This is a genomic window from Delftia sp. K82, assembly GCF_002193035.1.
GTDB lineage: Bacteria > Pseudomonadota > Gammaproteobacteria > Burkholderiales > Burkholderiaceae_C > Comamonas > Comamonas acidovorans.
The window spans coordinates 1,528,809-1,552,276 of sequence record NZ_MYFL01000001.1; the positions used below are offsets into that span (position 1 = coordinate 1,528,809).

General features: G+C 67.5%; 23 protein-coding genes. 19 read left to right on the plus strand and 4 right to left on the minus strand.

Annotated features, from left to right (window positions below):
• The first annotated feature begins 6 nt into the window (after positions 1–6).
• From KDK82_RS06580 to KDK82_RS06595, 4 genes are read left to right on the plus strand one after another with little or no spacing between them, the layout of a single operon-like run.
• Positions 7–2,211: a TonB-dependent siderophore receptor gene (locus KDK82_RS06580; RefSeq protein ID WP_088165445.1), complete on the plus strand. Its 2,205-nt coding sequence runs from the start codon at positions 7–9 to the stop codon at positions 2,209–2,211.
• A gap of 8 nt (positions 2,212–2,219) precedes the next feature.
• Positions 2,220–3,047: an ABC transporter ATP-binding protein gene (locus KDK82_RS06585; protein WP_088164329.1), complete on the plus strand. Its 828-nt coding sequence runs from the start codon at positions 2,220–2,222 to the stop codon at positions 3,045–3,047.
• Complete coding sequence (locus tag KDK82_RS06590) at positions 3,044–4,471, plus strand: DUF3526 domain-containing protein (RefSeq protein WP_088164330.1); 1,428 nt, start codon at positions 3,044–3,046, stop codon at positions 4,469–4,471. The genes KDK82_RS06585 and KDK82_RS06590 overlap by 4 nt, the downstream gene beginning before the upstream one ends.
• The gene (locus KDK82_RS06595) at positions 4,468–5,832 is read left to right on the plus strand and encodes a DUF3526 domain-containing protein (protein ID WP_088164331.1); all 1,365 of its coding nucleotides are present in this window, start codon (positions 4,468–4,470) and stop codon (positions 5,830–5,832) included. Before KDK82_RS06590 ends, KDK82_RS06595 begins: the two co-directional genes overlap by 4 nt.
• A gap of 114 nt (positions 5,833–5,946) precedes the next feature.
• On the opposite strand, the gene KDK82_RS06600 is transcribed toward KDK82_RS06595, so the two are convergent.
• Positions 5,947–6,372, minus strand: a complete 426-nt coding sequence (locus tag KDK82_RS06600) for a Fur family transcriptional regulator (RefSeq protein ID WP_012206260.1) — start codon at positions 6,370–6,372, stop codon at positions 5,947–5,949.
• A 654-nt stretch (positions 6,373–7,026) separates the two neighbouring features.
• Here KDK82_RS06600 and KDK82_RS33090 point away from each other — a divergent pair.
• The gene (locus KDK82_RS33090; RefSeq protein WP_088164332.1) at positions 7,027–7,356 is read left to right on the plus strand and encodes a contractile injection system protein, VgrG/Pvc8 family; all 330 of its coding nucleotides are present in this window, start codon (positions 7,027–7,029) and stop codon (positions 7,354–7,356) included.
• Between the two features lie 240 nt (positions 7,357–7,596).
• Here KDK82_RS33090 and KDK82_RS06610 read toward each other — a convergent pair whose 3' ends face one another.
• Positions 7,597–8,373: an SDR family oxidoreductase gene (locus tag KDK82_RS06610; RefSeq protein WP_088164333.1), complete on the minus strand. Its 777-nt coding sequence runs from the start codon at positions 8,371–8,373 to the stop codon at positions 7,597–7,599.
• A gap of 150 nt (positions 8,374–8,523) precedes the next feature.
• The gene (locus tag KDK82_RS06615) at positions 8,524–9,411 is read right to left on the minus strand and encodes a LysR family transcriptional regulator (RefSeq protein ID WP_088164334.1); all 888 of its coding nucleotides are present in this window, start codon (positions 9,409–9,411) and stop codon (positions 8,524–8,526) included.
• A gap of 121 nt (positions 9,412–9,532) precedes the next feature.
• Between KDK82_RS06615 and KDK82_RS06620 the strand changes: the two genes are divergently transcribed.
• The 14 genes from KDK82_RS06620 (at position 9,533) to KDK82_RS06685 (ending at position 23,014) form a co-directional block, all read left to right on the plus strand.
• Entirely contained in the window at positions 9,533–10,396 is an 864-nt protein-coding gene (locus KDK82_RS06620) for an amidohydrolase (protein ID WP_088164335.1), read from the plus strand.
• Positions 10,393–11,394 (plus strand): tripartite tricarboxylate transporter substrate binding protein, encoded by a 1,002-nt coding sequence (locus tag KDK82_RS06625; protein WP_088164336.1) that lies wholly within the window; start codon positions 10,393–10,395, stop codon positions 11,392–11,394. Before KDK82_RS06620 ends, KDK82_RS06625 begins: the two co-directional genes overlap by 4 nt.
• 184 nt (positions 11,395–11,578) lie before the next feature.
• On the plus strand, positions 11,579–12,097 hold the full coding sequence (locus KDK82_RS06630) for a hypothetical protein (protein ID WP_088164337.1): 519 nt from the start codon (positions 11,579–11,581) through the stop codon (positions 12,095–12,097).
• A 180-nt stretch (positions 12,098–12,277) separates the two neighbouring features.
• Positions 12,278–13,402, plus strand: a complete 1,125-nt coding sequence (locus KDK82_RS06635) for a 4-oxalomesaconate tautomerase (protein WP_043782284.1) — start codon at positions 12,278–12,280, stop codon at positions 13,400–13,402.
• A gap of 101 nt (positions 13,403–13,503) precedes the next feature.
• Positions 13,504–14,886 carry an aromatic acid/H+ symport family MFS transporter gene (locus tag KDK82_RS06640; protein ID WP_088164338.1) on the plus strand — a complete coding sequence of 461 codons (1,383 nt, stop codon included), beginning with the start codon at positions 13,504–13,506 and terminating at the stop codon, positions 14,884–14,886.
• Positions 14,887–14,923: 37 nt separating this feature from the next.
• Positions 14,924–15,952, plus strand: a complete 1,029-nt coding sequence (locus KDK82_RS06645; protein ID WP_043821249.1) for an amidohydrolase family protein — start codon at positions 14,924–14,926, stop codon at positions 15,950–15,952.
• Positions 15,953–15,985: 33 nt separating this feature from the next.
• Positions 15,986–16,669, plus strand: coding sequence for a 4-carboxy-4-hydroxy-2-oxoadipate aldolase/oxaloacetate decarboxylase (gene ligK, locus KDK82_RS06650; protein ID WP_013801814.1), 684 nt, complete (start codon positions 15,986–15,988; stop codon positions 16,667–16,669).
• A gap of 10 nt (positions 16,670–16,679) precedes the next feature.
• Entirely contained in the window at positions 16,680–17,597 is a 918-nt protein-coding gene (locus KDK82_RS06655) for an amidohydrolase family protein (protein WP_088164339.1), read from the plus strand.
• Between the two features lie 135 nt (positions 17,598–17,732).
• Positions 17,733–18,188 carry a protocatechuate 4,5-dioxygenase subunit alpha gene (ligA, locus tag KDK82_RS06660; protein WP_034395671.1) on the plus strand — a complete coding sequence of 152 codons (456 nt, stop codon included), beginning with the start codon at positions 17,733–17,735 and terminating at the stop codon, positions 18,186–18,188.
• Position 18,189: 1 nt separating this feature from the next.
• Positions 18,190–19,062 carry a class III extradiol dioxygenase subunit beta gene (locus tag KDK82_RS06665; RefSeq protein WP_088164340.1) on the plus strand — a complete coding sequence of 291 codons (873 nt, stop codon included), beginning with the start codon at positions 18,190–18,192 and terminating at the stop codon, positions 19,060–19,062.
• Positions 19,059–20,018 (plus strand): Gfo/Idh/MocA family oxidoreductase, encoded by a 960-nt coding sequence (locus KDK82_RS06670; RefSeq protein ID WP_088164341.1) that lies wholly within the window; start codon positions 19,059–19,061, stop codon positions 20,016–20,018. Before KDK82_RS06665 ends, KDK82_RS06670 begins: the two co-directional genes overlap by 4 nt.
• A gap of 51 nt (positions 20,019–20,069) precedes the next feature.
• Positions 20,070–20,954: a 4-hydroxyphenylpyruvate dioxygenase gene (locus tag KDK82_RS06675; protein ID WP_012206245.1), complete on the plus strand. Its 885-nt coding sequence runs from the start codon at positions 20,070–20,072 to the stop codon at positions 20,952–20,954.
• A gap of 65 nt (positions 20,955–21,019) precedes the next feature.
• Entirely contained in the window at positions 21,020–21,916 is an 897-nt protein-coding gene (locus KDK82_RS06680; protein ID WP_088164342.1) for a sugar phosphate isomerase/epimerase, read from the plus strand.
• A gap of 72 nt (positions 21,917–21,988) precedes the next feature.
• A complete protein-coding gene (locus tag KDK82_RS06685) occupies positions 21,989–23,014 on the plus strand; it encodes an aldo/keto reductase (RefSeq protein ID WP_088164343.1) in 1,026 nt (341 codons plus the stop codon).
• Between the two features lie 16 nt (positions 23,015–23,030).
• Here the strand turns inward: KDK82_RS06685 and KDK82_RS06690 are convergent, their stop codons facing one another.
• On the minus strand, positions 23,031–23,468 hold the full coding sequence (locus tag KDK82_RS06690) for a nuclear transport factor 2 family protein (protein ID WP_256974402.1): 438 nt from the start codon (positions 23,466–23,468) through the stop codon (positions 23,031–23,033).

Sequence of the window (23,468 nt, forward strand, 5' to 3'; positions counted from 1 at the left end):
TTCACCATGACTGTCTTCTTCTTCCCCGCGAAGCCGCTTCCCCGCCTTCGCCCGCTGCCGCTTGCCCTGAGCGCTGCCGCCTTCCTGTCCATGCCTGCGCTGGCCCAAGGTCAGGATCCGTCCTCCGGCCCCGGCCCCGCTGCCGCCGCTTCCGCTTCCGCGCAGGAGCAGGCGCTGCTGCCTGCCGTGGAAGTCGTGGGTCGAACGGCCTCGGGCGCCTATCACACCGACGAGGCGGCAGGCGCCAAGACCGACCTGCCGCTGCGCGAGCTGCCGCAGTCGGTGCGCGTGATCACGCGCCAGGCCATGGACGACCTGGGCGCCACCAGGCTTGACGACGTGCTGGACTACGTGGGCGGCGTCTCGCGCCAGAACAACTTTGGCGGGCTGTGGGACAACATCGTCATCCGCGGCCTGCCCGGCGACCAGAACGTGGGCATGGCCACCCTGTTCAACGGTTTTTCCTCGGGGCGCGGCTTCAATGCGCCGCGTGACCTGGCCGGCGTGGAGCGCATCGAGTTCCTCAAGGGCACGGCCGCCGCGCTCTACGGCAGCAGCGAGCCGGGCGGCACGCTGAACGTGGTCTCCAAGCGCCCGCTGTGGACGCCTTCGCATTCCGTGGAAGCCTATGCAGGCAGCTACGGCCTGCGGCGTGGCGCGCTGGACACCACGGGACCGGTGGGCGAGAACTTTGCCTACCGGCTCAACATCGCCGTGGAGGACCGCGACAGCTTCCGCGATTTCGTGGGCGCCAGCCGTCAGGTGATCGCACCGGCCTTCACCTGGAAGCTGGGGCGCGATACGGTGCTGGAGTACTCGGGCGAGCTGCTGCGCCACAAGACGCCGCTGGACCGCGGCGTGGTGGCCGTGGGCGACCGGCTGGGCGCCATCTCGCGCAGCCGCTTCCTGGGCGAGCCGGGCGACGGCGATGTGACGGTGGAAAACCGCACCCACCAGTTCATCGTCTCGCACGAGTGGAACGCGCAGTGGCGCAGCCGCCTGGGCCTGTCCTATCGCGAAACCTCCATCAACGGCTTTTCCACCGAGCCGCACGCGCTGCTGGCCAATGGCGACCTCACGCGCCAGCGGCGCTTTCGCGACTACCAGTCCGACGATATCGCCGTGCAGGCGGAACTGCAGGGCACGGTGCGCACGGGCGCCATCGAGCACGAACTGCTGCTGGGCCTGGAGAGCTTTCGCTTCGAGATGGATACGCTGATGCTGCGCGCCAACCCGACGGCGGCCAATCCCTACGCCATCAACATCTACAACCCCATCTACGGCGGTGCGCGCCCCGTGCCCACGGCCAATACCGACACCTTCGAGCGGCAGCGCAACACGGCGTTCTACCTGCAGGACGCCATCAAGCTCTCGCCCCAATGGCGTGTGGTGGCCGGCCTGCGTATGGACCGCTACGACCAGTCGCTGCACAACCGCCGCACGGGGGCGACCACGCAGCAGGACCCGGCATCGACCTCGCCGCGCCTGGGCCTGAGCTGGCTGCCGCTGCCGCAATGGACCTTCTATGCCAACGCGGGCCGCTCGTTCCGGCCCAACGTGGGCATCGATGTGGCCGGTGCGGGCTTCAGCCCAGAATCCGGCCGTTCGATGGAGCTGGGCGCCAAGTGGGAAAGCGCCGACCAGCGCATGGGTGCCACGGCCGCGCTGTTCGACATCCGCAAGCGCAATGTGCTGACGGCCGACCCGGGCAACGCCGGCTACTCGGTCTCGGCCGGCGAGATCCGCAGCCGGGGCCTGGAATTCGACTTCGCCGGCCAGGTCACGCAGCGCTGGCGCCTGAATGCGAGCCTGGTGCTCAACGATGTGGAGATCTCGCGCGACAACACGCTGGAGGTGGGCGGGCGCCTGCTCAACGTGCCCAAGGTCAACGGCAGCGTGCTGGCCGTCTATGAAAACGCCTTCTCCAACGGCCAGCGCTACGGCATCGGCGGCGGCGTCACCCACATGGGCAAGCGCCTGGGCCAGGCCCGCACGCAGGCCGAGGCCGATGCCGGCAAGGCCGCCTTCGAGCTGCCCAGCTACACCACGGCCAAGCTGGTTGCCTACTGGCGCATCAGCCCCACGCTGCGCTTGACGCTGGACGTGGACAACCTCTTTGACAAGACCTACTACACCAGCTCGTACAGCCGGCTGTGGGTGACGCCGGGCACGGCCCGCACCGTCACCGTAGGCCTTCAAGCAAAGTTCTGAGCCCCGCCATGCATTCATCCCTTCCTGTTTCTTCCAACCCCACTTCTGCCTCCACGCCCGTGCTCCAAGCGCTGGGCGCCGTGGTGGACTATGGCGAGCGCACCATCCTCCAGGGCCTGGACCTGGCCGTGCATGCCGGCGAGATCTATGCGCTGCTGGGCGCCAACGGCGCGGGCAAGACCACCACGCTGAGCCTGTTCCTGGGCTTTGTGCGGCCGCGCAGCGGCCAGGTGCGCGTGCAGGGCGTGGACCCGGTGACGGCGCCTGCGCAGGCGCGTGCCCTGATCGCCTATATCCCCGAGAACGTGGCGCTGTACGAGCACCTGAGTGCGCGCGAGAACGTGGCCTACCTGCTGGAGCTGGCGGGCCAGCCGGCTGCGGCCGGCGCCATCGGCCAGGCGCTGTCTGCCGCAGGGCTGGACGCCGCTGCGCACGACCGGCGCGTCTCCGGCTTTTCCAAGGGCATGCGCCAGAAAGTGGCGATTGCGCTGGCGCTGGCGCGCAGGGTGCCGGCGCTGCTGCTGGACGAACCCACCTCGGGCCTGGACCCGCAGGCCACGGCCGAGTTCAGCCGGCTGCTCATGCAGTTGCGCGGGCAGGGCGTGGCCATTCTCATGGTCACGCACGACCTGCTGGGCGCCGCCGATGTGGCCGACCGCATAGGCTTCATCGCAGGCGGGCGCCTGGTCGAGGAAGTGGCGGCCAGCGGAGAGGAGCGCTTCGATGTGCGCGCACTGCACCGCCACTATGCAGGGGTGGGCACGGACACGGGCACGCACACGCACACGCACACGCACACGCACATTGAAGCCGACACGCAGGGAGCGGCGGCATGAGCGCGGCCTGGACCATTGCGCGCGAGGAATGGCGCCTGCTGCTGCGCGACCGCGTGGCCGTGCTGGGGATGGCGCTGTGGCTGCTGCTCAGCGCCGCTGCAGCCTTCACCGCCTGGGACCAGCGCAGCGCGGCCCAGGCCCAGCGCGAGCGCCACCAGTCCCAGGTGGACAGCGAGTTCGAAGCCCAGCCCGACCGCCATCCGCACCGCATGGTGCATTACGGCCACTTCGTGTTCCGCCCGCTCAATCCGCTGGCGGCCTTCGATGCGGGCATCGACGCCTACACCGGCCATACGCTGTTTCTGGAGGGCCACCGCCAGAACAGCGCCAACTTCGGCGATGTGCGCCAGTCCTCGCTGCTGCTGCGGTTCGGCCAGCTCACGCCGGCCTTTGTGCTGCAGGTGCTGGCGCCGCTGCTGCTGATCTTCATGGGCCATGCCTGCATTGCACGCGAGCGCGAGGCCGGCACCCTGCGCGTGCTGCTGGCCCAGGGCGTGGGCACGCGGCAGTTCGTGGCCGGCAAGCTGCTGGCGCTGGCGGGCGTGGCGGCCCTGGTGCTGCTGCCGGCCCTGCTGGCCCTGGCCTGGATGGCCGTGGCCACGCCGGTGCCCATCAGCCTGGTGGCCACGCTGGCGGCAGGCCATGTGCTGTGGCTGATGCTTTGGGCGGTGGGCATCGTCGCTGTCTCGGCCTTCATGCGGCGCGGGCGCGATGCCTTGCTGGCCCTGCTGGCGGCCTGGGCCATCGCCGTGGTGCTGCTGCCCCGTCTGGTGCCTGAGCTGGTGGGATCTGCCCTGGCGCTGCCCACGCGCTTCGAGACCGACATCGCCACCGCGCGCGAGCTGGCGGCGCTGGGCGACAGCCACAATCCCGACGATCCCTATTTCGCCGCTTTCCGCGCCAGGGTGCTGGCGCAGTACGGTGTCTCGCGCGTCGAGGATCTGCCCATCAACTACAAGGGCCTGGTCGGCATGGAAGGCGAGCGGCTGACGAGTGAACTCTTCAGGCGCCATGCCGAGGCCAGCTTCGATCTGCAGGCCGAGCAACTGCGCCGGGCTGACGCATTTGCCCTGATCAGCCCCGTGATCGCGCTGCGCCGCCTGTCCATGGCCGTGGCCGGGACCGACCTGCAAGGCTACCGACGCTTTCTGGAGCAGGCCGAGCAGCATCGCTACCGCATGGTGCAGGCCCTCAACCGCCTGCAGGTGGACAAGCTCAGCTATGCGGGCGATCGATCGAGCCGCGACAACCGCATCGGCCACGAGCACTGGCGCGGCGTCTCCGATTTCCACCATGAGCCCGATCCACCGCTGGCGGCCCTGCGTCGCGCGGCGCCTGCCGCCTATGTGCTGCTGGCATGGCTGGCTGCACTGGTAGTGGCCTTGCTGCTGGCCACGCAACGGCTGGGGAGGGTGGCGCGATGAGCTGGCTCCTGCATGAATGGCGTCTTCTGACGCGCTCGCGCCTGGCGCTGTGTGCCCTGGCCTTGCTGTTGCTGCTGTCCACGCTGGCCGTGCTGTCTGGCCTGCGCGAGATCGCCTCGCAACGCCTGACCCTGGACCGCCTTGCGCAACTGCAGCAGCAGGACATGGCGGCCCAGGCAAGCCGGCATGCCCAGTCCGGCGACGCAGGCTCGGTGGCCTATTACGGCTTTCACGCCACCTGGGATGCGCCATCGTCCACGGCCTTTCTTGCCCTGGGCCTGCGCGATGCCGCGCCCTATGTGCTGCGCGTGCGCGCCCTGGCGCTGCAGGCACAGCTGCATGAAGGCGAAAGCTTCAACCCGGAACTGGCGCTGGCGGGCCGCTTCGACTTCGCCTTTGTGCTGGTCTACCTGGTGCCGCTGTTCCTGATCGTGCTGCTCTACGACCTGGTCTCGGGCGAGCGCGAATCGGGCCGCCTGGGCATGCTGCAGGCCATGCCTGGCACCGGGCGGCGGCTGTGGCTGCGCCGCGCGGGACTGCGTTCCGTGCTGGTGCTGGCCTGCGTGGCGTTGCCTGCCCTGGCAGGCGCACTGGCCGGCGGGGCAGCGGCGGGCGCCCTTGCCACGGTGCTGCTGTCCGCCACGGCCTATGTGGTTTTCTGGAGCGGCCTGTGCCTGGTGGTTGCCGCGCTGGGCGGCAGCTCGGTCGCCAATGCCATGGCCCTCATGGGCTGCTGGGCCGTGCTGACCCTGGTGCTGCCCACGCTGGCCAATGCCGCGCTGTCGCGTGCCATCCCCGTGAGCCAGGGCGTGGAGCTGATGCTGGCCCAGCGCCAGACCGTGCATGGCGCCTGGGACCTGCCGCGCGAGCAGACCATGGAGCGCTTTTTCCGCAACCACCCCGAATGGCGCGACACCGCGCCGCTGCCTGCGGGCTTTCACTGGAAGTGGTACTACGCCTTCCAGCAGCTCGGCGACGAAAGTGTCGCATCCCAGTTCGCCGCCTACCGCGCCGGCCTGCAGGCACGCCAGGCCTGGACCGGGCGCCTGGGCTGGCTGCTGCCCGGCGTGGGCGTGCAGGCCGCGCTGCACCGCCAGGCCGGCACCGACCTGCTGGCGCAACTGGCCTATCAGGACGACATCGCCGCCTTTCACGCACGCCTGCGCGCCTTCCTCTATCCCTATCTGTTTGAGGACCGCACATTCGGTGCGCAGGATTTTGCAGCCCAGCCCGTCTTCACGGCCAGCCCACGGCCTGCGCGGCAGGCCTGGGGGCAGACGGCAATGCTGTGGGTGGTGGCTGCGCTGGCCTTGCTGGCCGGCGGTGTTGCCGCAGGCCGCGTGCGGCCGGGCAGGCGCTGAGGCAAAGGGCGGGTGAAAAAAGAAACAGCCATGGTTCAGGCAGGGCCTGCACCATGGCTGTCATCTTCTTGGATCCGTGGGCCCGAGGCTGAGCCTGAGGCGGACGGCTCCCTGTTATTGCACGTTCTGGTGGCAGTCGCTGCAGACGCCGTACAGCGTCATCTCATGGCGCTCCACCACAAAGCCTTCGGGGGCGATGCGCTGCATGTCGCCCGGACAGCCGGGCACGTTGAACACGCGGTTGCAGCTCATGCAGCGGAAATGGTGGTGGTGGGCGCGGCCGCTGAGTTCGTAGCGCGTGGCCTCGCCGGGCAGGTCCACGGCCTGCACTTCGCCCGCTTCCATCAGCTGCTTGATGTTGCGGTACACCGTGGCCAGCCCGATGGCTGGCACCTCGCGCTGCGCTGCGCCGAGGATCTCGGCCGGAAGCAAGGGGCGTCCAGCCTCTTCCATGACCGTGCGTATCGAACTGCGTTGACGGGTCGAGCGTTCCATAGGCCTGAACAAGCGCTCCACGATGGGCTGAGTGTGTCTAGTCATGGTGGTTCCGTTATTTACTATAACAATCTCGACGCGATTAATCAGTGCTCACGAGCGCTCACAGCTGAAATTTACACTGTGTTTACCTGCGGGTCCCACAAGCATGGAGATGCAGTGTGTGCAATGGATCTCTGCCCCAAGGAGAAGAAATTCCATTTGACAGACACCAGACGCTCCATTCTTGCCAGTTTTCGCGAGTATATGTGGTGAGCATTCGATGGACCTTATGCGCTGGTTAAATGCCATAGCCGTCAACAATGCTGTAATGGGATGTAATTGATCTATTGATTGAAGAGTGCTTGAAATGAGAGTGTGTGGGGTGCTTGCCGTCAGGGCTGCAAGAGGCGGTGCTGGCCCAAGGTGAGATGCAATTACTTACATGGACAGTGTATTGCCAATACGGGTAGATTGCCTCAATGCGCTTCGTTTGTCCATGATCCGTTTCCTTGAAAGGGGAAAGGAGGCCGCCCCGGAACTGCCGCCCAGGGTGGTTTGCGCAATGACATGCCGAGTCGAGATCCACAGGCCATTGGGCCATGAAGTGCATTTTCGCGAATTACGCGGCAGGAAAAAGATCAGCCGGCCTTTCAGCCTCGATTGGGAAATTCTCAGCGAAAGCATCTTCGCCAAGGCCCTATTGGGTAAAGCACCACCATGGAAATACAAATCCAGGGCGGCGCAATGCGCTACATCTACGGCATCGTCGCCCGCCTGGGCATGCAGGGACAGAACCACCGCCGCTACGCCTGCAAGGCCCGCCTGAGCCCCTGGCTGTGGCTGGCCACGCGCAGGAGCGACTTTTGCATCCTCCAGAACCAGACCGTGCCCGACATCATCGAGCAGGTATTGGGCATCTATGGCCATCTGCTGCGAAAGAAACTCACGCGCGGCAATCGCAGCGGGTACTGCTGCGTTCAATACAACGAAAGCGATTGCGACCTTGTCCCGCGGTGGATGCAGCACGAAGGCATCTACTTCTTCTAGCGCATTGCCTGGGGATGAATCTATTCCTTTCTATCCTCCTGAAAAGGCCGGCGCAGGCGATCCGCAAAACATCCACGCCCGGCAGCTGGAGCAGGAAATCAAGCCGGGCCGCCATTGCAGCGATGGCCCCGAAGTTGCACGGGCAGGCATGGCCGGGACGTACCAGTAAGCCGCAAGGGACAGATGCGGTCCAGGCGCTGCGGCCCCTGGCCTGGGCATGCTACCGGTCAGGGGTCTCGTTCAAGTCCGGTTGATGGACACGCCACCATCGACCACCATGGCCGTCCCCGTGATGAAGCTGGATGCGTCCGACGCCAGAAACAGCGCCGCCGCCGCGATTTCTGCGGGCGTGGCGAGGCGCTTGAGCGCGTGCAGGTTTTCGACGAAGGCGCGCGCCTCGGGCGTGGGGGTGCTGGCGCGGCCCATGGGAGTGTCGGTGCCGCCGGGCAGCAGGGCGTTGGCACGCAGGCCGCGGGGGCCGTATTCGGCGGCGATAACCTGGGTGAGGCCGACGAGGCCGGCCTTGCTGGCGGCATAGGCGCCCATGCCGGGCAGGCCCGCCGTATGGCCCACGAAGGTGGAGGTGAAGATCAGCGATCCGCCGCCGCGTGCCAGCAGGGCCGGTATCTGGTGCTTGGCGCCCAGAAAGGCACTGGTGAGGTTGGTGGCGATGGCGTCCTGCCAGGCCTGCAGCGAGAGATCGGGGAGGGCACAGGGATCGCCGGTCATGCCGGCATTGTTGAAGGCGATGTCCAGGCCGCCAAAGCGCGCCCTGGCGGTCTCGACCAGGGCCTGTGCCAGCGGCTCGTCCCGCACGTCGCCGGCCAGCGCGATGGCCTGGCCGCCGTCCTGCTCTATCTCCGCCAACAGGGCCTGCAGTTCCGGCTGGCGGCGGGCCGTGAGCACCAGCCTGGCGCCGTGGCGGGCAAACAGCCTGGCGGCTTCGCGGCCTATGCCCGAGCTGGCGCCCGTGATGAGGGCGACTTTTCCGTGGAGTTGCTGTGGCGATGGCTGCATCTCGCACCTTTTCTTTCCGTGAATGAGGGAAAGCGGTTTGTAGTGCGGCGCAGGCGGACGCGCATCCCGCTTCTTGCACGGGCGCCGGGCCGCGCTCGGTGGTGCCGGGCTGTGCCGGGCTGCACATGGTCGCAGCGGGCTAGGGAGAGCTCAGTCGTCGCCCAGATCCAGGTGCGCGAACAGGTCGGCCAGCGTGGGCGTGGAGCGTGCGGGCCAGATGGCGCTGAGGTCCAGGCTGGGCAGGGCCTGGCCGTCACGCACCTCGGAAAAGCGCACGCCGCGAAAGTCCATGGAGCGTATCCAGCTGGGCAGCAGGGCCACGCCGCAGCCGCCGGCCACGCAGGCCAGCACGGTGAGGGTGCGGTTGGCTTCCTGCGCCACATGGGCCTCGTGCCCGGCCTTGCGCAGCGCGTCGAGGATGCCGGCATGCAGCACGGGCAATTGCGCCTGCGGGTACATCACCAGCCCGGCCTCGGCGATCTGGGCCAGGCTGACCCGGCCGTCCTCGCCGATCTGGAATTCATCGGGCACGGCGGCCACCAGGCGCTCGCGCAGCAGCTGGCGCTCGCGCATGCGCCCGCCCACGGCCACGGGCGTGTGCATGAGGCCGATGTCGATGGCGCCGGTCTGCAGGGCCTCGGCCTGCTCGGCATTGCTCATCTCGCGCAGGATGACGCGCACGCCGGGCGCCTGCTGCCGCAACGCGCGCAGGGCGCGGGGCAGGGTGCCGAAAAGCGCCGAGGACACCAGGCCCACGGTCAACTGGCCCGCACTGCCCCTGGCGATCTCGCGTGCGCGGCTGGCGGCTGCATCTATGCGGGCGACGCTGGTGCGCACATCGTCCAGCATGGCCAGGGCGGCCGGGGTGGGCAGGGCGCCCTGGCGTGAGCGCTGGAACAGCTGCACGCCCAGGTCTTTTTCCATGCGGGCCAGGGTCTGGCTCAGGGCCGGCTGTGCAATGCCCAGCCAGTCAGCTGCGCGGCTGACGCTGCCCTGGTCCACCAACGCGAGAAAGTAGCGCAGATGCCGGGTTTCCATATTGATCCGGTATGAATAAATCCATTTTGAAGAATGGAAATATATACCCCCCGTTCCTAGAATCCGGCCCCATGCCCCCGCGCCGCGTCTTGCGTGGCGCAACCCACAAGGAGTTCTGCCCGTGTCTGCCGTGCCCCGGTTCGCCATTGCGTCCAGCGTCGATACCCACGCCCATGTCTTCGAGCGTGGCCTGCCCATGCCGGATGCGCGCCGCTACGCGCCCGACGAGGACGCGCTCCTGGGCACCTATCTGCACCACCTGGATACGCACGGCCTGGCGCATGGCGTGCTGGTGCAGCCCAGCTTTCTGGGCACGGACAACAGCTACCTGCTCCAGGCGCTGCGCGCCCAGCCGCAGCGCCTGCGCGGCGTGGCCGTGGTGGATGAGAGCACGGGCGATGAACAACTGCAGGCCCTGGCCGATGCCGGCGTGGTGGGCATGCGCCTGAACCTGATCGGCCTGCCTTTGCCCGATCTGAATGCGCCCGGTTGGCTCCGCGTGCTGGAGCAGGCCAACACCCTGGGCTGGCATGTGGAGCTGCACCTGCAGGCCCGGCGCTTGCAGGACCTGCTGCCCGCCTTGCTGGCGGCCGGCTGCCGCGTGGTGGTTGACCACTTCGGGCGTCCTGACCCGGCCCTGGGCGTGCGCGACCCGGGCTTTGGCTATCTGCTGCAGCAGGCCGACAGCGGCCGTGTGTGGGTCAAGCTGTCCGCGCCCTACCGCATCTGGCAGGCCGCCGGCTGCGCCGCCTCGGGCCGGCAGGCCACCGCGCAATTGCTGCAGGCCTTCACGGCCGGGCGGTTGCTCTGGGGCAGCGACTGGCCGCACACGCAGCACGCCGGCCAGGCCAGCTATCCGGCGGCCGTGCGCTGGCTGCAGGACTGGCTGGACGATGCCGGCCCCCTGCAGGCCGTGCTGGGCCGCACCGCCTTCGAACTGTTCCGATTCCAAAACGACATGCCAAACCAAGGAGACACACCATGAATTCCCTGTCCAGACGCACCGCCAGCCTGTGGGCGGCAGCAGGCCTGCTTTCGGCTGTTGCCGGCATGGCTGCGCCGGCCGCTGCGGCTGCAGCGGCCAACTACCCCGAGCGCCCCGTCACCCTGGTCGTGACCTATCCGCCGGGCGGCACCGTCGATGTGGTGGCGCGCTTGATCGGCCCCAGGCTGTCTGCCGAGCTGGGCCAGCCCGTGGTGATCGAGAACCGGGGCGGGGCAGGCGGCATGATCGGCGGCGCCCAGGTGGCCAAGGCCCAGCCCGACGGCTACACGCTGATGCTCGATGCTTCCAACCACGCGCAGAACCCCGCCATCCACGCGCGCATGCAGTTCGACACGCTCAAGGCCTTCGCGCCGGTCTCGCTGCTGCTGCGCGTGCCCAATGTGCTGGTGGTTGCGCCTTCGTCGCCCATCAAGAGCGTGCAGGACCTGATCCAGGCCGGCTGCTCCGAAGGGGGCGGGCATTTGTACTTTGCGTCCGCAGGCCCGGGCTCGGCCCAGCACCTGGCGGGCGAGCTGTTCAACCTGCTGGCCAGGACGCAGCTGCACCATGTGGCCTACAAGGGCGGCGGCCCGGCCATGATGGATGTGATGTCGGGCCAGGTGCCGCTGATGTTTGCCAGCATGGGCTCGGCCTGGCAGCACGTGAAGACCGGCAAGCTGCGCGCGGTGGCCGTGGGCGGGCTGGAGCGCTCCAAGGCCGCGCCCGAGCTGCCGACCATTGCCGAGTCGGGCGTGCCCGGCTACGAGACCTATGAATGGAACGCCATCTTTGCGCCGGCCGGCACGCCGCCCGCCATCGTGAACCGGCTGTCCACGGTGCTGGCCAAGGTGCTGCGCGAGCCCGCCATCGTGGAGCGGCTCGCTGGCATAGGCGCCGAGCCCATAGGCTCCACGCCGGCCGAGCTGGAGACTTTCCGCCGCGCCGAGATCGCCAAATGGCAGAAGGTGGTGAAGGATTCCCGGCTCAAGCTGGACTGAGCGCGTGCAGGCCAGAAAGCGGACCATTGCGGTCTGCTGTGCACCGCAGGCAGCCCTGGTGCGTTGAACAGGAACGGGCGCTGGCCTGAACGGGTTCTTACACCTTTTCAGGCGCAGCGGCCCACGCGGCCCCGCGCGCTTGGTAGAAACGGGGCCTTTCCTGTTTCACCCACTTCAAAAGAACATGGCCCTGCTCACCTTGCGAACCACCTTGCGCGCCGCAGCCGCCTTTGCGCTGGCCTGCTCGGCCCTTGCGGCCCAGGCGCAGACCTACATCAGCGGCTCGGTCTCGGGCCAGCTGGCACCTGGCGTCTACGGCACCGTGGACATCGGCAACGCGCCGCCGCCAGCGCTGCTGTACCAGCGCCCCGTGATCATTGCGCCGGCCCCCATGGCCCCGCCGCCTGTCTACATGTGGGTGCCCCCGGGCCACGCCAAGCATTGGGGCAAGCACTGCGCCCGCTACGGCGCCTGCGGCCGCCCGGTGTACTTCCTGCGCAACCCGCCGCCGCACTGGCATGCCGGGCCGCCGCGTCCCGATCCGCGCTGGCGCGAGGAGCGCCGCCACCGCGAATGGGAACACCGCCGCGATGACCGCCGCTGGGACCGTGACGACCGCCACGATCGCCATGGCGGGCGTGGTGATGACCACCGCGGCCGCGGGCATGGCCATGATCGCGGCCGGGGCCATGACCGCGATTGAGCGGCACCGCACCTCAATAAGTTGTATCAAGCAGTTGCGGCGCCCCGGCGTCGCCGCCTGCGGCCCAGGCTTGGCGTTGAGCTATGCCGGTTTGCTATAGCTGCTAGCGGGCTTGCTCAGTGGTGCCTGGCCCGCGCCATGCTCACAATAGCTGTCATACCCATACTGATAGAGACAGCCATGCAAACGGCCATTCCCTGCCTGCTGATGCGGGGCGGTACTTCCAAGGGCCCCTTCTTCCGGGCCACCGATCTTCCCTCCGACCTGCCCACGCGTGACCGCGTGCTGCTCGCGGCCATGGGCTCGCCCGACAAGCGGCAGATCGACGGCGTGGGTGGCGCGCATCCGCTGACCAGCAAGGTCGGCATCGTCAGCCTCTCCGACAAGGAAGGCATCGACCTCGAATTCCTCTTCGCCCAGCTGCAGCCCGACAAGGACACGGTGGACACCACGCCCAACTGCGGCAACATGCTGGCCGGCGTGGTTCCCTTTGCGCTGGAGACCGGCATGGTCTCCTCGCGCGGCGAGACCAGCACCTTCCGCGTGCTGACGCTGAACACCGGCATGGCGGCCGACATCACCGTGCAGACGCCCGGCGGCCAGGTGGAGTACGAAGGCTCGGCCCGCATCGACGGCGCGCCGGGCAGCTCGGCACCCATCGAAATCAGCTTTCTGGACACGGCCGGCTCGGTCTGCTCGGGCCTGCTGCCCACGGGCAAGCCCCGGGACACGGTCACGGTGACGGGCGAGGGTTTCGAAGACTTCACGCTTGACGTCACCTGCATAGACAACGGCATGCCGCTGGTGATCTTCAAGGCCGCCGATGTGGGCGCCACCGGCCTGGAGACCGTGGCCGAGCTCAACGCCGACACCGATCTCAAGCGCCGCATCGAGGCGCTGCGCCTGCAGATCTCCCGGACCATGGGCTTGGGCGATGTCTCGGCCAAGAACTACCCCAAGATGACGCTGATCGCGCCGCCCCAGCATGGCGGCGCACTGACCACGCGCAGCTTCATCCCCCACGTCTGCCATGACGCCATCGGCGTGCTGGCAGCCGTCACCGTCGGCACGGCCGTGAAGATGCCGGGCACCGTGTGCGACGGCGTGGCGCAGCTCACGCAGGGCGCGGGCCCGCTCACGGTGTCGGTGGAGCATCCCACGGGCGAATTCAGCGTGACGCTGGACAGCGACCCGGCCCATCCCGAGGTGGTGACCAAGGCGGCCTTGCTGCGCACGGCGCGCCTGCTGATGCGCGGCGAAGTGATGGTGCCGCGCTCGGCCTGGGACGGCCGCAGGCAGGACTGAAGAAACAGCGCAGGGGCTTGCCGGCCCCTGCAGTGCAAGGGGCGGGTCGCGCGCGCAGATGCGGTATCCGCCAGGCTGAGAGACAGTGGAAGAGACAAGTCATGACATCCGTCCAGAAGGACGCCGCAGCAACCGGCGTCAATGTGCAGACCCTGCTCAACGAGCACCCGTTCTCGGGATTCCAGTGGGTGATCTTTGCGCTGTGTTTCCTGATCGTTCTGCTCGATGGCTTTGACACGGCGGCCATCGGCTACATCGCACCCTCGCTGATCGGCGAGTGGGGCGTGAGCAAGCCTGCGCTGGCGCCCGTGCTCAGCGCGGCGCTGTTCGGCCTGGCCGCTGGCGCCCTGTTCTCTGGTCCGCTGGCTGACCGGCTGGGCCGCAAGTCCGTGCTGGTGGGTTCGGTGGCGGTCTTTGCCGTGTCCTGCCTGGCTTCGGGCTTTTCGCCCGACATCTGGACGCTGGCCGTGCTGCGCTTCGTCACCGGCCTGGGCCTGGGCGCCGCCATGCCCAATGCCGTCACGCTGATGAGTGAGTACTGCCCTGATTCGCGCCGCGCCACGCTGACCAACGCCATGTTCTGCGGCTTTCCGCTGGGCGCGGCCTTCGGCGGTTTCCTGGCGGCCTGGATGATCCCCCATTTCGGCTGGCGCAGCGTGCTCATCCTGGGCGGTGCCGCGCCGCTGCTGCTGCTGGTGGCCCTGGTCGTGCTGCTGCCCGAGTCGGTGCGCCACATGGTGGCCAACAACTACCCGGCCGAACGCATCCGCAAGGTGCTGGCGCGCATTGCCGGTGATGCCGTGCAGGGCGTGCAGCGCTTCGTGATGACCGAGTCCAAGCCCCAGCCCGAATCCCAGGCCAGCAGCGGCATGGGCGTGGTGCTGTCGCGCGAGTACCGGGTGGGCTCAATCATGCTGTGGATCGCCTACTTCATGGGACTGGTCATCTTCTACGCGCTGATGAACTGGATGCCCGTGCTGTTCAAGGAAGCGGGCCTGGACCCCAAGACCGGCACCCTGGTGGCCGCGCTGTTTCCGCTGGGCGGCGTGGGCGCCGTGCTGTTCGGCTGGCTCATGGACCGCTTCAATGCCAACCGCATCATCGCCATCGGCTATGCGCTGACGGCGGCCTCCATCTGGTGGATAGGCCAGACGGCCGGCCACCTGGGCTGGCTGGTGGTGGCCGTCTTCCTGGCCGGCACCATCATGAACACCGCCCAGTCGTCCATGCCGGCGCTGGCCGCCGCCTACTACCCCACGCGGGGCCGTGCCACGGGCGTGGCCTGGATGCTGGGTATTGGGCGCTTCGGCGGCATTGCGGGCTCCTTCCTGGTGGCCGAGCTGTCGGCGCGCCAGCTGGGTTTCAGCGAGATCTTTGCCGTGGTGGCCATTCCGGGCGTGATCGCCATGGCCGCCCTCATCATCAAGCAGTACAGCAGTCCCGAGCCGCAGGGCGGCGCGGTGCCTGCCACGCCCCTTCATTGACACATTTCCACCCCATAAAGACGCAGGAGACCATCCGATGATCATCGACGTACACGGCCACTACACCACCGCGCCCGCGGCCCTGGGCGCCTGGCGCGACCTGCAGATCGCAGGCCTCAAGGACCCGTCCAAGGCCCCCAGGGCCAGCGACCTGAAGATCAGCGACGACGAGATCCGCGAGACCATCGAGACCAACCAGCTCAAGCTGATGAAGCAGCGCGGCTCCGATCTCACCATCTTCAGCCCGCGCGCCAGCTTCATGGCCCACCACATCGGCGACTTCGAGACATCGAGCACCTGGGCCGCCATCTGCAACGAGCTGTGCTACCGCGTCAGCGAGCTGTTCCCCGAGCATTTCATCCCCGCCGCCATGCTGCCGCAGTCGCCGGGCGTGGACCCTGCCACCTGCATTCCCGAACTGGTCAAGTGCGTGGAGCAGTACGGCAACGTGGGCATCAACCTGAACCCCGATCCTTCAGGCGGCCACTGGACCTCGCCCCCGCTGTCGGACCGCTCCTGGTATCCCATCTACGAAAAGATGGTGGAGTACGACATCCCCGCGATGGTCCACGTCTCCACCAGCTGCAACGCGTGCTTCCACACCACGGGCGCCCACTACCTGAATGCCGACACCACGGCCTTCATGCAGTGCCTGACCAGCGACCTGTTCAAGGACTTCCCCACGCTCAAGTTCCTGATCCCCCATGGCGGCGGCGCCGTGCCCTACCACTGGGGCCGTTTCCGCGGCCTGGCGCAGGAGCTCAAGAAGCCGCTGCTGGACGAGCACCTGCTCAACAACATCTTCTTCGACACCTGCGTCTACCACCAGCCCGGCATCGACCTGCTGACCAAGGTGATCCCCGTCAAGAACATCCTGTTCGCCAGCGAGATGATCGGCGCCGTGCGCGGCATCGACCCGACCACGGGCCACTACTACGACGACACCAAGCGCTACATCGAGGCCACGGCCAACCTCACCGAAGAGGAGCGCTACCAGGTCTACGAAGGCAACGCGCGCCGCGTGTTCCCGCGCATGGACGCCGCCCTCAAGCAAAAGGGCCTGTAAGCAGGCCTCCACCACAGATCCAAGGAGAACACCATGTACGAACTCGGTGTGGTTTACCGCAACATCCAGCGCGCCGACCGCGCGGCCGCCGATGGCCTGGCTGCCCTGGGCTCGGCCACCGTCCACGAGGCCATGGGCCGCGTGGGCCTGCTCAAGCCCTATATGCGTCCCATCTATGCGGGCCAGCAGGTCTCGGGCACGGCCGTCACCGTGCTGCTGCAGCCCGGCGACAACTGGATGATGCATGTGGCCGCAGAGCAGATCCAGCCCGGCGATATCGTGGTCGCGGCCGTGACCTCGGAATGCACGGACGGCTACTTCGGCGACCTGCTGGCCACGAGCTTTCAGGCGCGCGGCGCGCGTGCGCTGATCATCGACGCCGGCGTGCGCGACGTAAAGACGCTGCAGGAAATGAACTTCCCCGTGTGGAGCCGCGCCATCTCCTCCAAGGGCACGATCAAGGCCACGCTGGGCTCGGTCAACATCCCAGTGGTCTGCGCAGGCATGTGGGTCACGCCCGGCGACGTGATCGTGGCCGATGATGACGGCGTGGTCTGCGTGCCCGCCGCCAAGGCCGCCGCCACGCTGGAAGCCGCGCAAAAGCGCGAGAGCTTCGAGGGCGAGAAGCGCGCCAAGCTGGCTTCCGGCGTGCTGGGCCTGGACATGTACAAGATGCGCGAGCCGCTCGAAAAGGCCGGCCTTCGTTACATCGATTGAAGGAGGGAATATGAGCGCTTTTGAAAAAACCCCCGGCTGGCTGGACTGGTACGCCGGCCCCTCCAAGCCCAAGTTCCAGGTGCCCGCAGGCGCTGTCGATGCCCACTGCCACGTCTTTGGCCCCGGCGATGAATTCCCCTTCGCGCCCGAGCGCAAGTACACGCCCTGCGACGCCAGCAAGCAGCAGCTGTTCGCGCTGCGCGACCACCTGGGCTTTGCGCGCAACGTCATCGTGCAGGCCACCTGCCACGGCGCCGACAACCGCGCCATGGTCGATGCCTGCAAGGCCGCCAACGGCAAGGCACGCGGCGTGGCCACGGTGCGCCGCAGCGTGACCGATGAGGAGCTGCAGGAACTGCACGCCGCCGGCGTGCGCGGCGTGCGCTTCAACTTCGTCAAGCGCCTGGTGGACTTCACGCCCAAGGATGAGCTGATGGAGATCGCGGGCCGTATCGCCAAGCTCGGCTGGCATGTGGTCATCTACTTCGAGGCCGTGGACCTGCCCGAGCTGTGGGACTTCTTCACCAGCCTGCCCACCACCGTGGTCGTGGACCACATGGGCCGCCCCGATGTGAACAAGCCCGTGGACGGCCCCGAGTTCGAGCTGTTCCTCAAGTTCATGCGCGAGCACCAGAACGTCTGGAGCAAGGTCAGCTGCCCAGAGCGCCTGTCCGTCACCGGCCCCAAGGCGCTGGACGGCGAGCAAAATGCCTACCGCGACGTGGTGCCCTTCGCCCGCCGCGTGGTCGAGGAATTCCCCGACCGCGTGCTGTGGGGAACCGACTGGCCCCACCCCAACCTCAAGGACCATATGCCCGATGACGGCCTGCTGGTCGACTTCATCCCGCACATCGCCCCCACGGCCGAACTGCAGAAGAAGCTGCTGGTCGACAATCCCATGCGTCTGTACTGGCCCGAAGAGGTTTGATCCCCCTGAGTCGCCTTCGGCGCCTTCCCCCAGGGGACGACACCCTCGCCGCGAGGCGGCTCTTGCTCGGTGTCCCTGACCAGGGACTGCACGGGCGCCAACTGTAATTGACAAGGGTTGTAAAAGGAGAGATCCATGGCATTGGACAAACCCTATCTGGACGTGCCCGGCACCATCATTTTTGATGCCGAGCAGTCCCGCAAAGGCTACTGGCTCAACCAGTTCTGCATGTCGCTGATGAAGGCCGAGAACCGCGAGCGCTTCAAGGCCGACGAGCGTGCCTACCTGGACGAATGGGCCATGAGCGAGGAGCAGAAGCAGGCCGTGCTGGCCCGCGACCTCAACTGGTGCATGCGCACGGGCGGCAACATCTACTTCCTGGCCAAGATCGGCGCCACGGACGGCAAGAGCTTCCAGCAGATGGCAGGCTCCATGACCGGCATGTCCGAAGAGGAATACCGCAACATGATGGTGGGCGGAGGCCGTTCGGCCGAAGGCAACCGCCGCGTGGGCGAGGAGGGCGATGCCCAGGCCCACCGCCAGCCGCAAGGCCTGGCCGGCGCAGCGAACAAGAACAAGGAAGGCAACTGACATGGCGCGCATCACCGCATCCGTCTACACCTCGCATGTGCCCGCCATCGGCGCGGCCATGGACCTGGGCAAGGCCGACGAACCCTATTGGCAGCCGCTGTTCAAGGGCTTCGAGCACTCGCGCCAATGGCTCAAGGACAACAAGCCCGACGTGATCTTCCTGGTCTACAACGACCACGCGACCGCGTTCAGCCTGGACTTCATCCCGACGTTTGCCATCGGCACGGCCGCTGAATACCAGCCGGCCGACGAAGGCTGGGGCCCGCGCCCCGTGCCCAAGGTCGTCGGCCATCCGGAGCTGGCCAGCCACATCGCGCAGTCGGTGATCCAGCAGGACTTCGACCTGACCATCGTCAACAAGATGGACGTGGACCACGGCCTGACCGTGCCGCTGTCGCTGATGTGCGGCCAGCAGGACGCACGCACGGGCGCCTGGCCCTGCCCGGTGATTCCGTTTGCCGTGAACGTGGTGCAGTACCCCGTGCCGTCGGGCCAGCGCTGCTTCAATCTGGGCCGCGCCATCCGCCGCGCCGTGGAAAGCTTCGACGAAGACCTGAACGTGCAGATCTGGGGCACGGGCGGCATGAGCCACCAGCTGCAGGGCGCGCGCGCCGGCCTGATCAACAAGGAGTGGGACAACCGCTTCCTGGACCTGCTGATCGAGAACCCTGCCGGCCTGGCCAAGATGCCGCATATCGACTACGTGCGCGAGGCCGGCTCCGAAGGCATCGAGCTGGTGATGTGGCTGATCGCGCGCGGTGCCATGGCCGATGTGGATGGCCCTGCGCCGCTGCCCAAGGTCAACCACCGCTTCTACCATGTGCCCGCGTCCAATACGGCCGTGGGACACCTCATCCTGGAGAACCCCCAATGAGCAACAAGACCATCAAAGTCGCCCTGGCGGGCGCCGGTGCCTTCGGCATCAAGCACCTGGACGGCATCAATAACATCGACGGTGTTGAAGTCGTCTCCCTGGTGGGCCGCGAGCTGGCCAAGACCCAGGAAGTGGCCGACAAGTACGGCATCAAGCATGTGACCACCGAGCTGGCCGACAGCCTGGCCCTGCCCGAGGTGGACGCCGTCATCCTGTGCACGCCCACGCAGATGCATGCCGCCCAGGCCATCGAATGCCTGAAGGCCGGCAAGCATGTGCAGGTGGAGATCCCGTTGGCCGACAGCCTCAAGGACGCGCAGGCCGTGGCCGATCTGCAAAAGCAGACCGGCCTGGTGGCCATGTGCGGCCACACGCGCCGCTTCAACCCCAGCCACCAGTGGGTGCACAAGAAGATCGCGGCCGGCGAGTTCAACATCCAGCAGATGGATGTGCAGACCTACTTCTTCCGCCGCACCAACATGAACGCGCTGGGCCAAGCCCGCAGCTGGACCGATCACCTGCTGTGGCACCACGCTGCCCACACCGTGGACCTGTTCGCCTACCAGGCCGGCAGCCCCATCGTGAAGGCCAATGCCGTCCAAGGCCCCATCCACCCGGAGCTGGGCATTGCCATGGACATGAGCATCCAGCTCAAGGCCGCCAATGGCGCCATCTGCACGCTGAGCCTGTCGTTCAACAACGACGGCCCGCTGGGCACCTTCTTCCGCTACATCGGCGACACCGGTACCTACATCGCGCGCTATGACGATCTGGTCAACGGCAAGGAAGAGAAGATCGACGTTTCCAAGGTTGATGTCTCCATGAACGGCATCGAGCTGCAGGACCGCGAGTTCTTCGCCGCCATCCGCGAAGGCCGCGAGCCCAATTCCAGCGTGGCCCAGGTGCTGCCCTGCTATCAGGTCCTGCACGACCTCGAGCAGCAACTGCAGGCCTGACCCGCCCGGCGAGCCGTCGCAGCGCACCATGTTTCCATCCGGAGTACCGCAATGACCGATTCCTCCTCCAGCAGCCGGGAAGACGTGCCCGAGGCGTCCAATCGCCTCGGGATCGACGGCATAGAGTTCATCGAGTACACGACCAGCCAGCCCCAGGCCCTGGGCCAGGTGCTGGAGGGACTGGGTTTTCGCCCCGTGGCGCGGCACCGCTCGCGCGAGGTGACGCTGTACCGGCAGGGGGACATGAACCTGGTGGTCAATGCGGGCGCTGCCGATGCGCTGGCCAATGCCGCCTCGGACGGGCAGCCCGTCATCTCGGCCGTGGCGCTGCGCGTGCAGGATGCCCTGCAGGCGCATACGCGCTGCATCGAGCTGGGAGCCTGGGCGGCGCCCAGCCAGGCCCAGGCGATGGAGCTGCACATCCCGGCCATCCACGGCCCGGGTGGCAGCCGCTTCTACTTTGTCGATCGATGGCAGGAGTTCTCCATCTATGACATCGATTTCAAGCCCATCGCCGGGGCCGATCCACATCCACCGGCGCTGGCCGGCCTGGGCTATTTCGGCGTGGTCCAGTACATAGGGCGTGGCCGCAGCGCCGACTGGATCACGTACTTCGAACGCATGTTCGACTTCCACCTGCTGCCCGACGCGCAGCGCTTCGGCATCCTGCCCAAGGGCAAGCTCATGCGCAGCCCCTGCAAGCGCTTCCTGTGGCAGCTCATCGAGCCCGATCCGGGCCTGGAGTGGGACGACATGCCCGAGCGCCTGCAGCGCATCGGCCTGGGCACCACCGACGTGCCTGGCGCCGTGCAGGCGCTGCGCCAGCGCGGCGTGGAGTTCGTGGAATCGAGCCGTCTGCACCCCGATGACCGCGGCGCGCTCACGCGCAACGCCATGGGCACCGTGGTGTTCGAGCTGGTGCACCGCGACGCCTAGCGCAAAGCCTGGCGCGCCGCCGTCCGATTCAACCGCCGATACACACAACGATCCTGGAGGGCAACATGGGCTTGCTGGACAGCTATGGCATGGACACCATCACTCTGAATGGCTCGCTGGAGGCCAAGCTCGACGCCATACGGCGCGCGGGCTTCACCCAGGTCATGCTCAGTGCGCGCGACCTGGCCGGCCACCCGGGCGGCGTCAAGGCGGCAGCGGCGGCCGTGCGCGCCAGCGGCCTGCGGCCCACGGGCTTTCAGGTGCTGCGCGACTTCGAGGGCCTGTCCGACCACCTGCACCACTACAAGGTGGACATCGCCAAATCCATGCTGGAGATGTGCGCCGAGATCGGCAGCCCCGTGCTGCTGGCCTGCTCGTCCACCTCGCGCCATGCCACGGGCGATCTCGACGTGATTGCGCGCGACCTGCGCAAGCTGGCCATGCTGGGCATTCCGCTGGGCGTGAAGATCGCCTACGAGGGCCTGTCCTGGGGTCGCTCCGTCAATGAGTTCACCACCAGCTGGGACGTGGTCTGCCGTGCCGACACGTCCAACCTGGGCATCGGCCTGGACTCCTTCCACATCCTGGCTGCCAAGACGCCGCTGGACGCGCTGGAGCTGATCGACCGCGACAAGATCTTCCTGGTGCAGCTGTCCGACTTCATGTGGCACGACGCTCCCACCTTCGAAGAGCGCATGACCACGGCGCGCACCTTCCGCGTGTTCCCGGGCGAGGGCGTGCACAGCGAGCGCCTGGCCGACCTGGTGCTGCGTCTGGACCGCCTGGGCTACCGGGGCGACTACAGCTTCGAGGTCTTCAACGACGACTACCAGCAACTGCCGCTGGACACCGTGGCCGAGCGCGCGCGCCGCAGCGCCCTGTGGCTCAACGACGACGTGCTGCACCGGCCCGTGCCGCTGCCGGCCTGGGCGCGCACGGGCGTGAGGGGCACGTCGGTTTGACGGCAAAATGGGCCTTCGACATTGCAAGGGAGCGCTGGCCGCTCCCTTGCTTCTTTTCCCTGTGAGAAAACCATGACCAACCTGTCCACACGCCACCTGGGTCCCTTCTCCGTCAGCGCCGTCGGCCTGGGCTGCATGAACCTCAGCCACGCCTATGGCCATCCGCCGTCGCCCGAGCAGGGCAGGGCCGTGCTGCATGCGGCGCTGGACGCCGGTGTCACGCTGTTCGACACGGCGGCGCTGTATGGCTTCGGCGCCAACGAATCCCTGGTCGGCCCCGTGCTCAAGTCCCACCGCAACCACATCACCCTGGCCAGCAAATGCGGCATGGCCGGCGTGCGCGGCGACGACGGCGTGGTGCGCCGCGTGATCGATGGCCATCCCAAGACCCTGCGCCGCAATTGCGAAGACAGCCTGCAGCGCCTGGGCACCGATGTCATCGACCTCTACTACCTGCACCGCTGGGACCGCCGCGTGCCCATCGAGGAATCGGTGGGCGAGATGTCGCGCCTGGTGGAAGAGGGCAAGGTGCGCGCCCTGGGCCTGTCCGAGATCGGCGCCGACGCGCTGCGCCGCGCCCACGCCACCTTCCCCATCGCCGCGCTGCAAAGCGAGTATTCGCTGTGGTCGCGCAATGCCGAGCTGGGCACGCTGCAGGCCTGCAAGGAACTGGGCATTGCCTACGTGGCCTTCAGCCCGCTGGGCCGCGCCTTCCTCACCGGCAAGCTCCAGGAGGTCGAGGGCCTGGTCAAGGGCGATATCCGCGCCGCCATGCCGCGCTTCGCGCCCGAGGCCTATGCGAAGAACCTGCAGCTGCTCGCGCCCATGCAGTCCATTGCCGAGCGCGCCGACTGCACGCTTGCCGAGCTGGCCATCGCCTGGGTGCTGCACCAGGGCGAGCATGTGATTGCCCTGCCGGGCACCACCAGCGTGGACCATCTGCACGAAGACCTGCGCGGCGGCGCCGTGCGCCTGGATGCGGCCCTGCTGGCCGAACTGGACGACCTCTTCAAGCCCGAGCGCATCCAGGGCGACCGCTATGCCGTGGCCTCGCAACGCGAGGTGGATACGGAAAAATACGCGTTCGAGACCGTCTGAACACGCCGCAGGCCGCTCATGGCATGGCTGCGGCCAGGTCGAATGGCGCCGTGGGCGTGCCCTGGTGGAAGCGCATCTGCCAGCCCCGGGCCGTGCGCAGCCAGACCGAGGAGCGCAGCGTATGCCGGCCGGCCGTTCCATCCTCGGCCACGCTGGCCGAGCGGTAGGTCAGCAGCGCGCTGTCCGGTCCCAGGCGCGCCAGCGCAAAGCCGCCTGACACCAGCCGGGCAGGGACCCCTGCTGGCAAGGCGGCCGCCAGACCGTCCACGGTGGCGGCCCGGTCGTGCATGCCGCCCGATCGGCCGAATTCCAGAAAGTCTTCGTGCAGCAGCGCCTGCAGCTGGCCTGCATCCGATCGCACCTGAGGATCGTGCAGCCGCACTTCCAGTGCCTGCAGATGCTGCAGCAGATGGTCGTCGCCGCCATGCATGTCCAGGTCAGGAAGTTGCGCCAT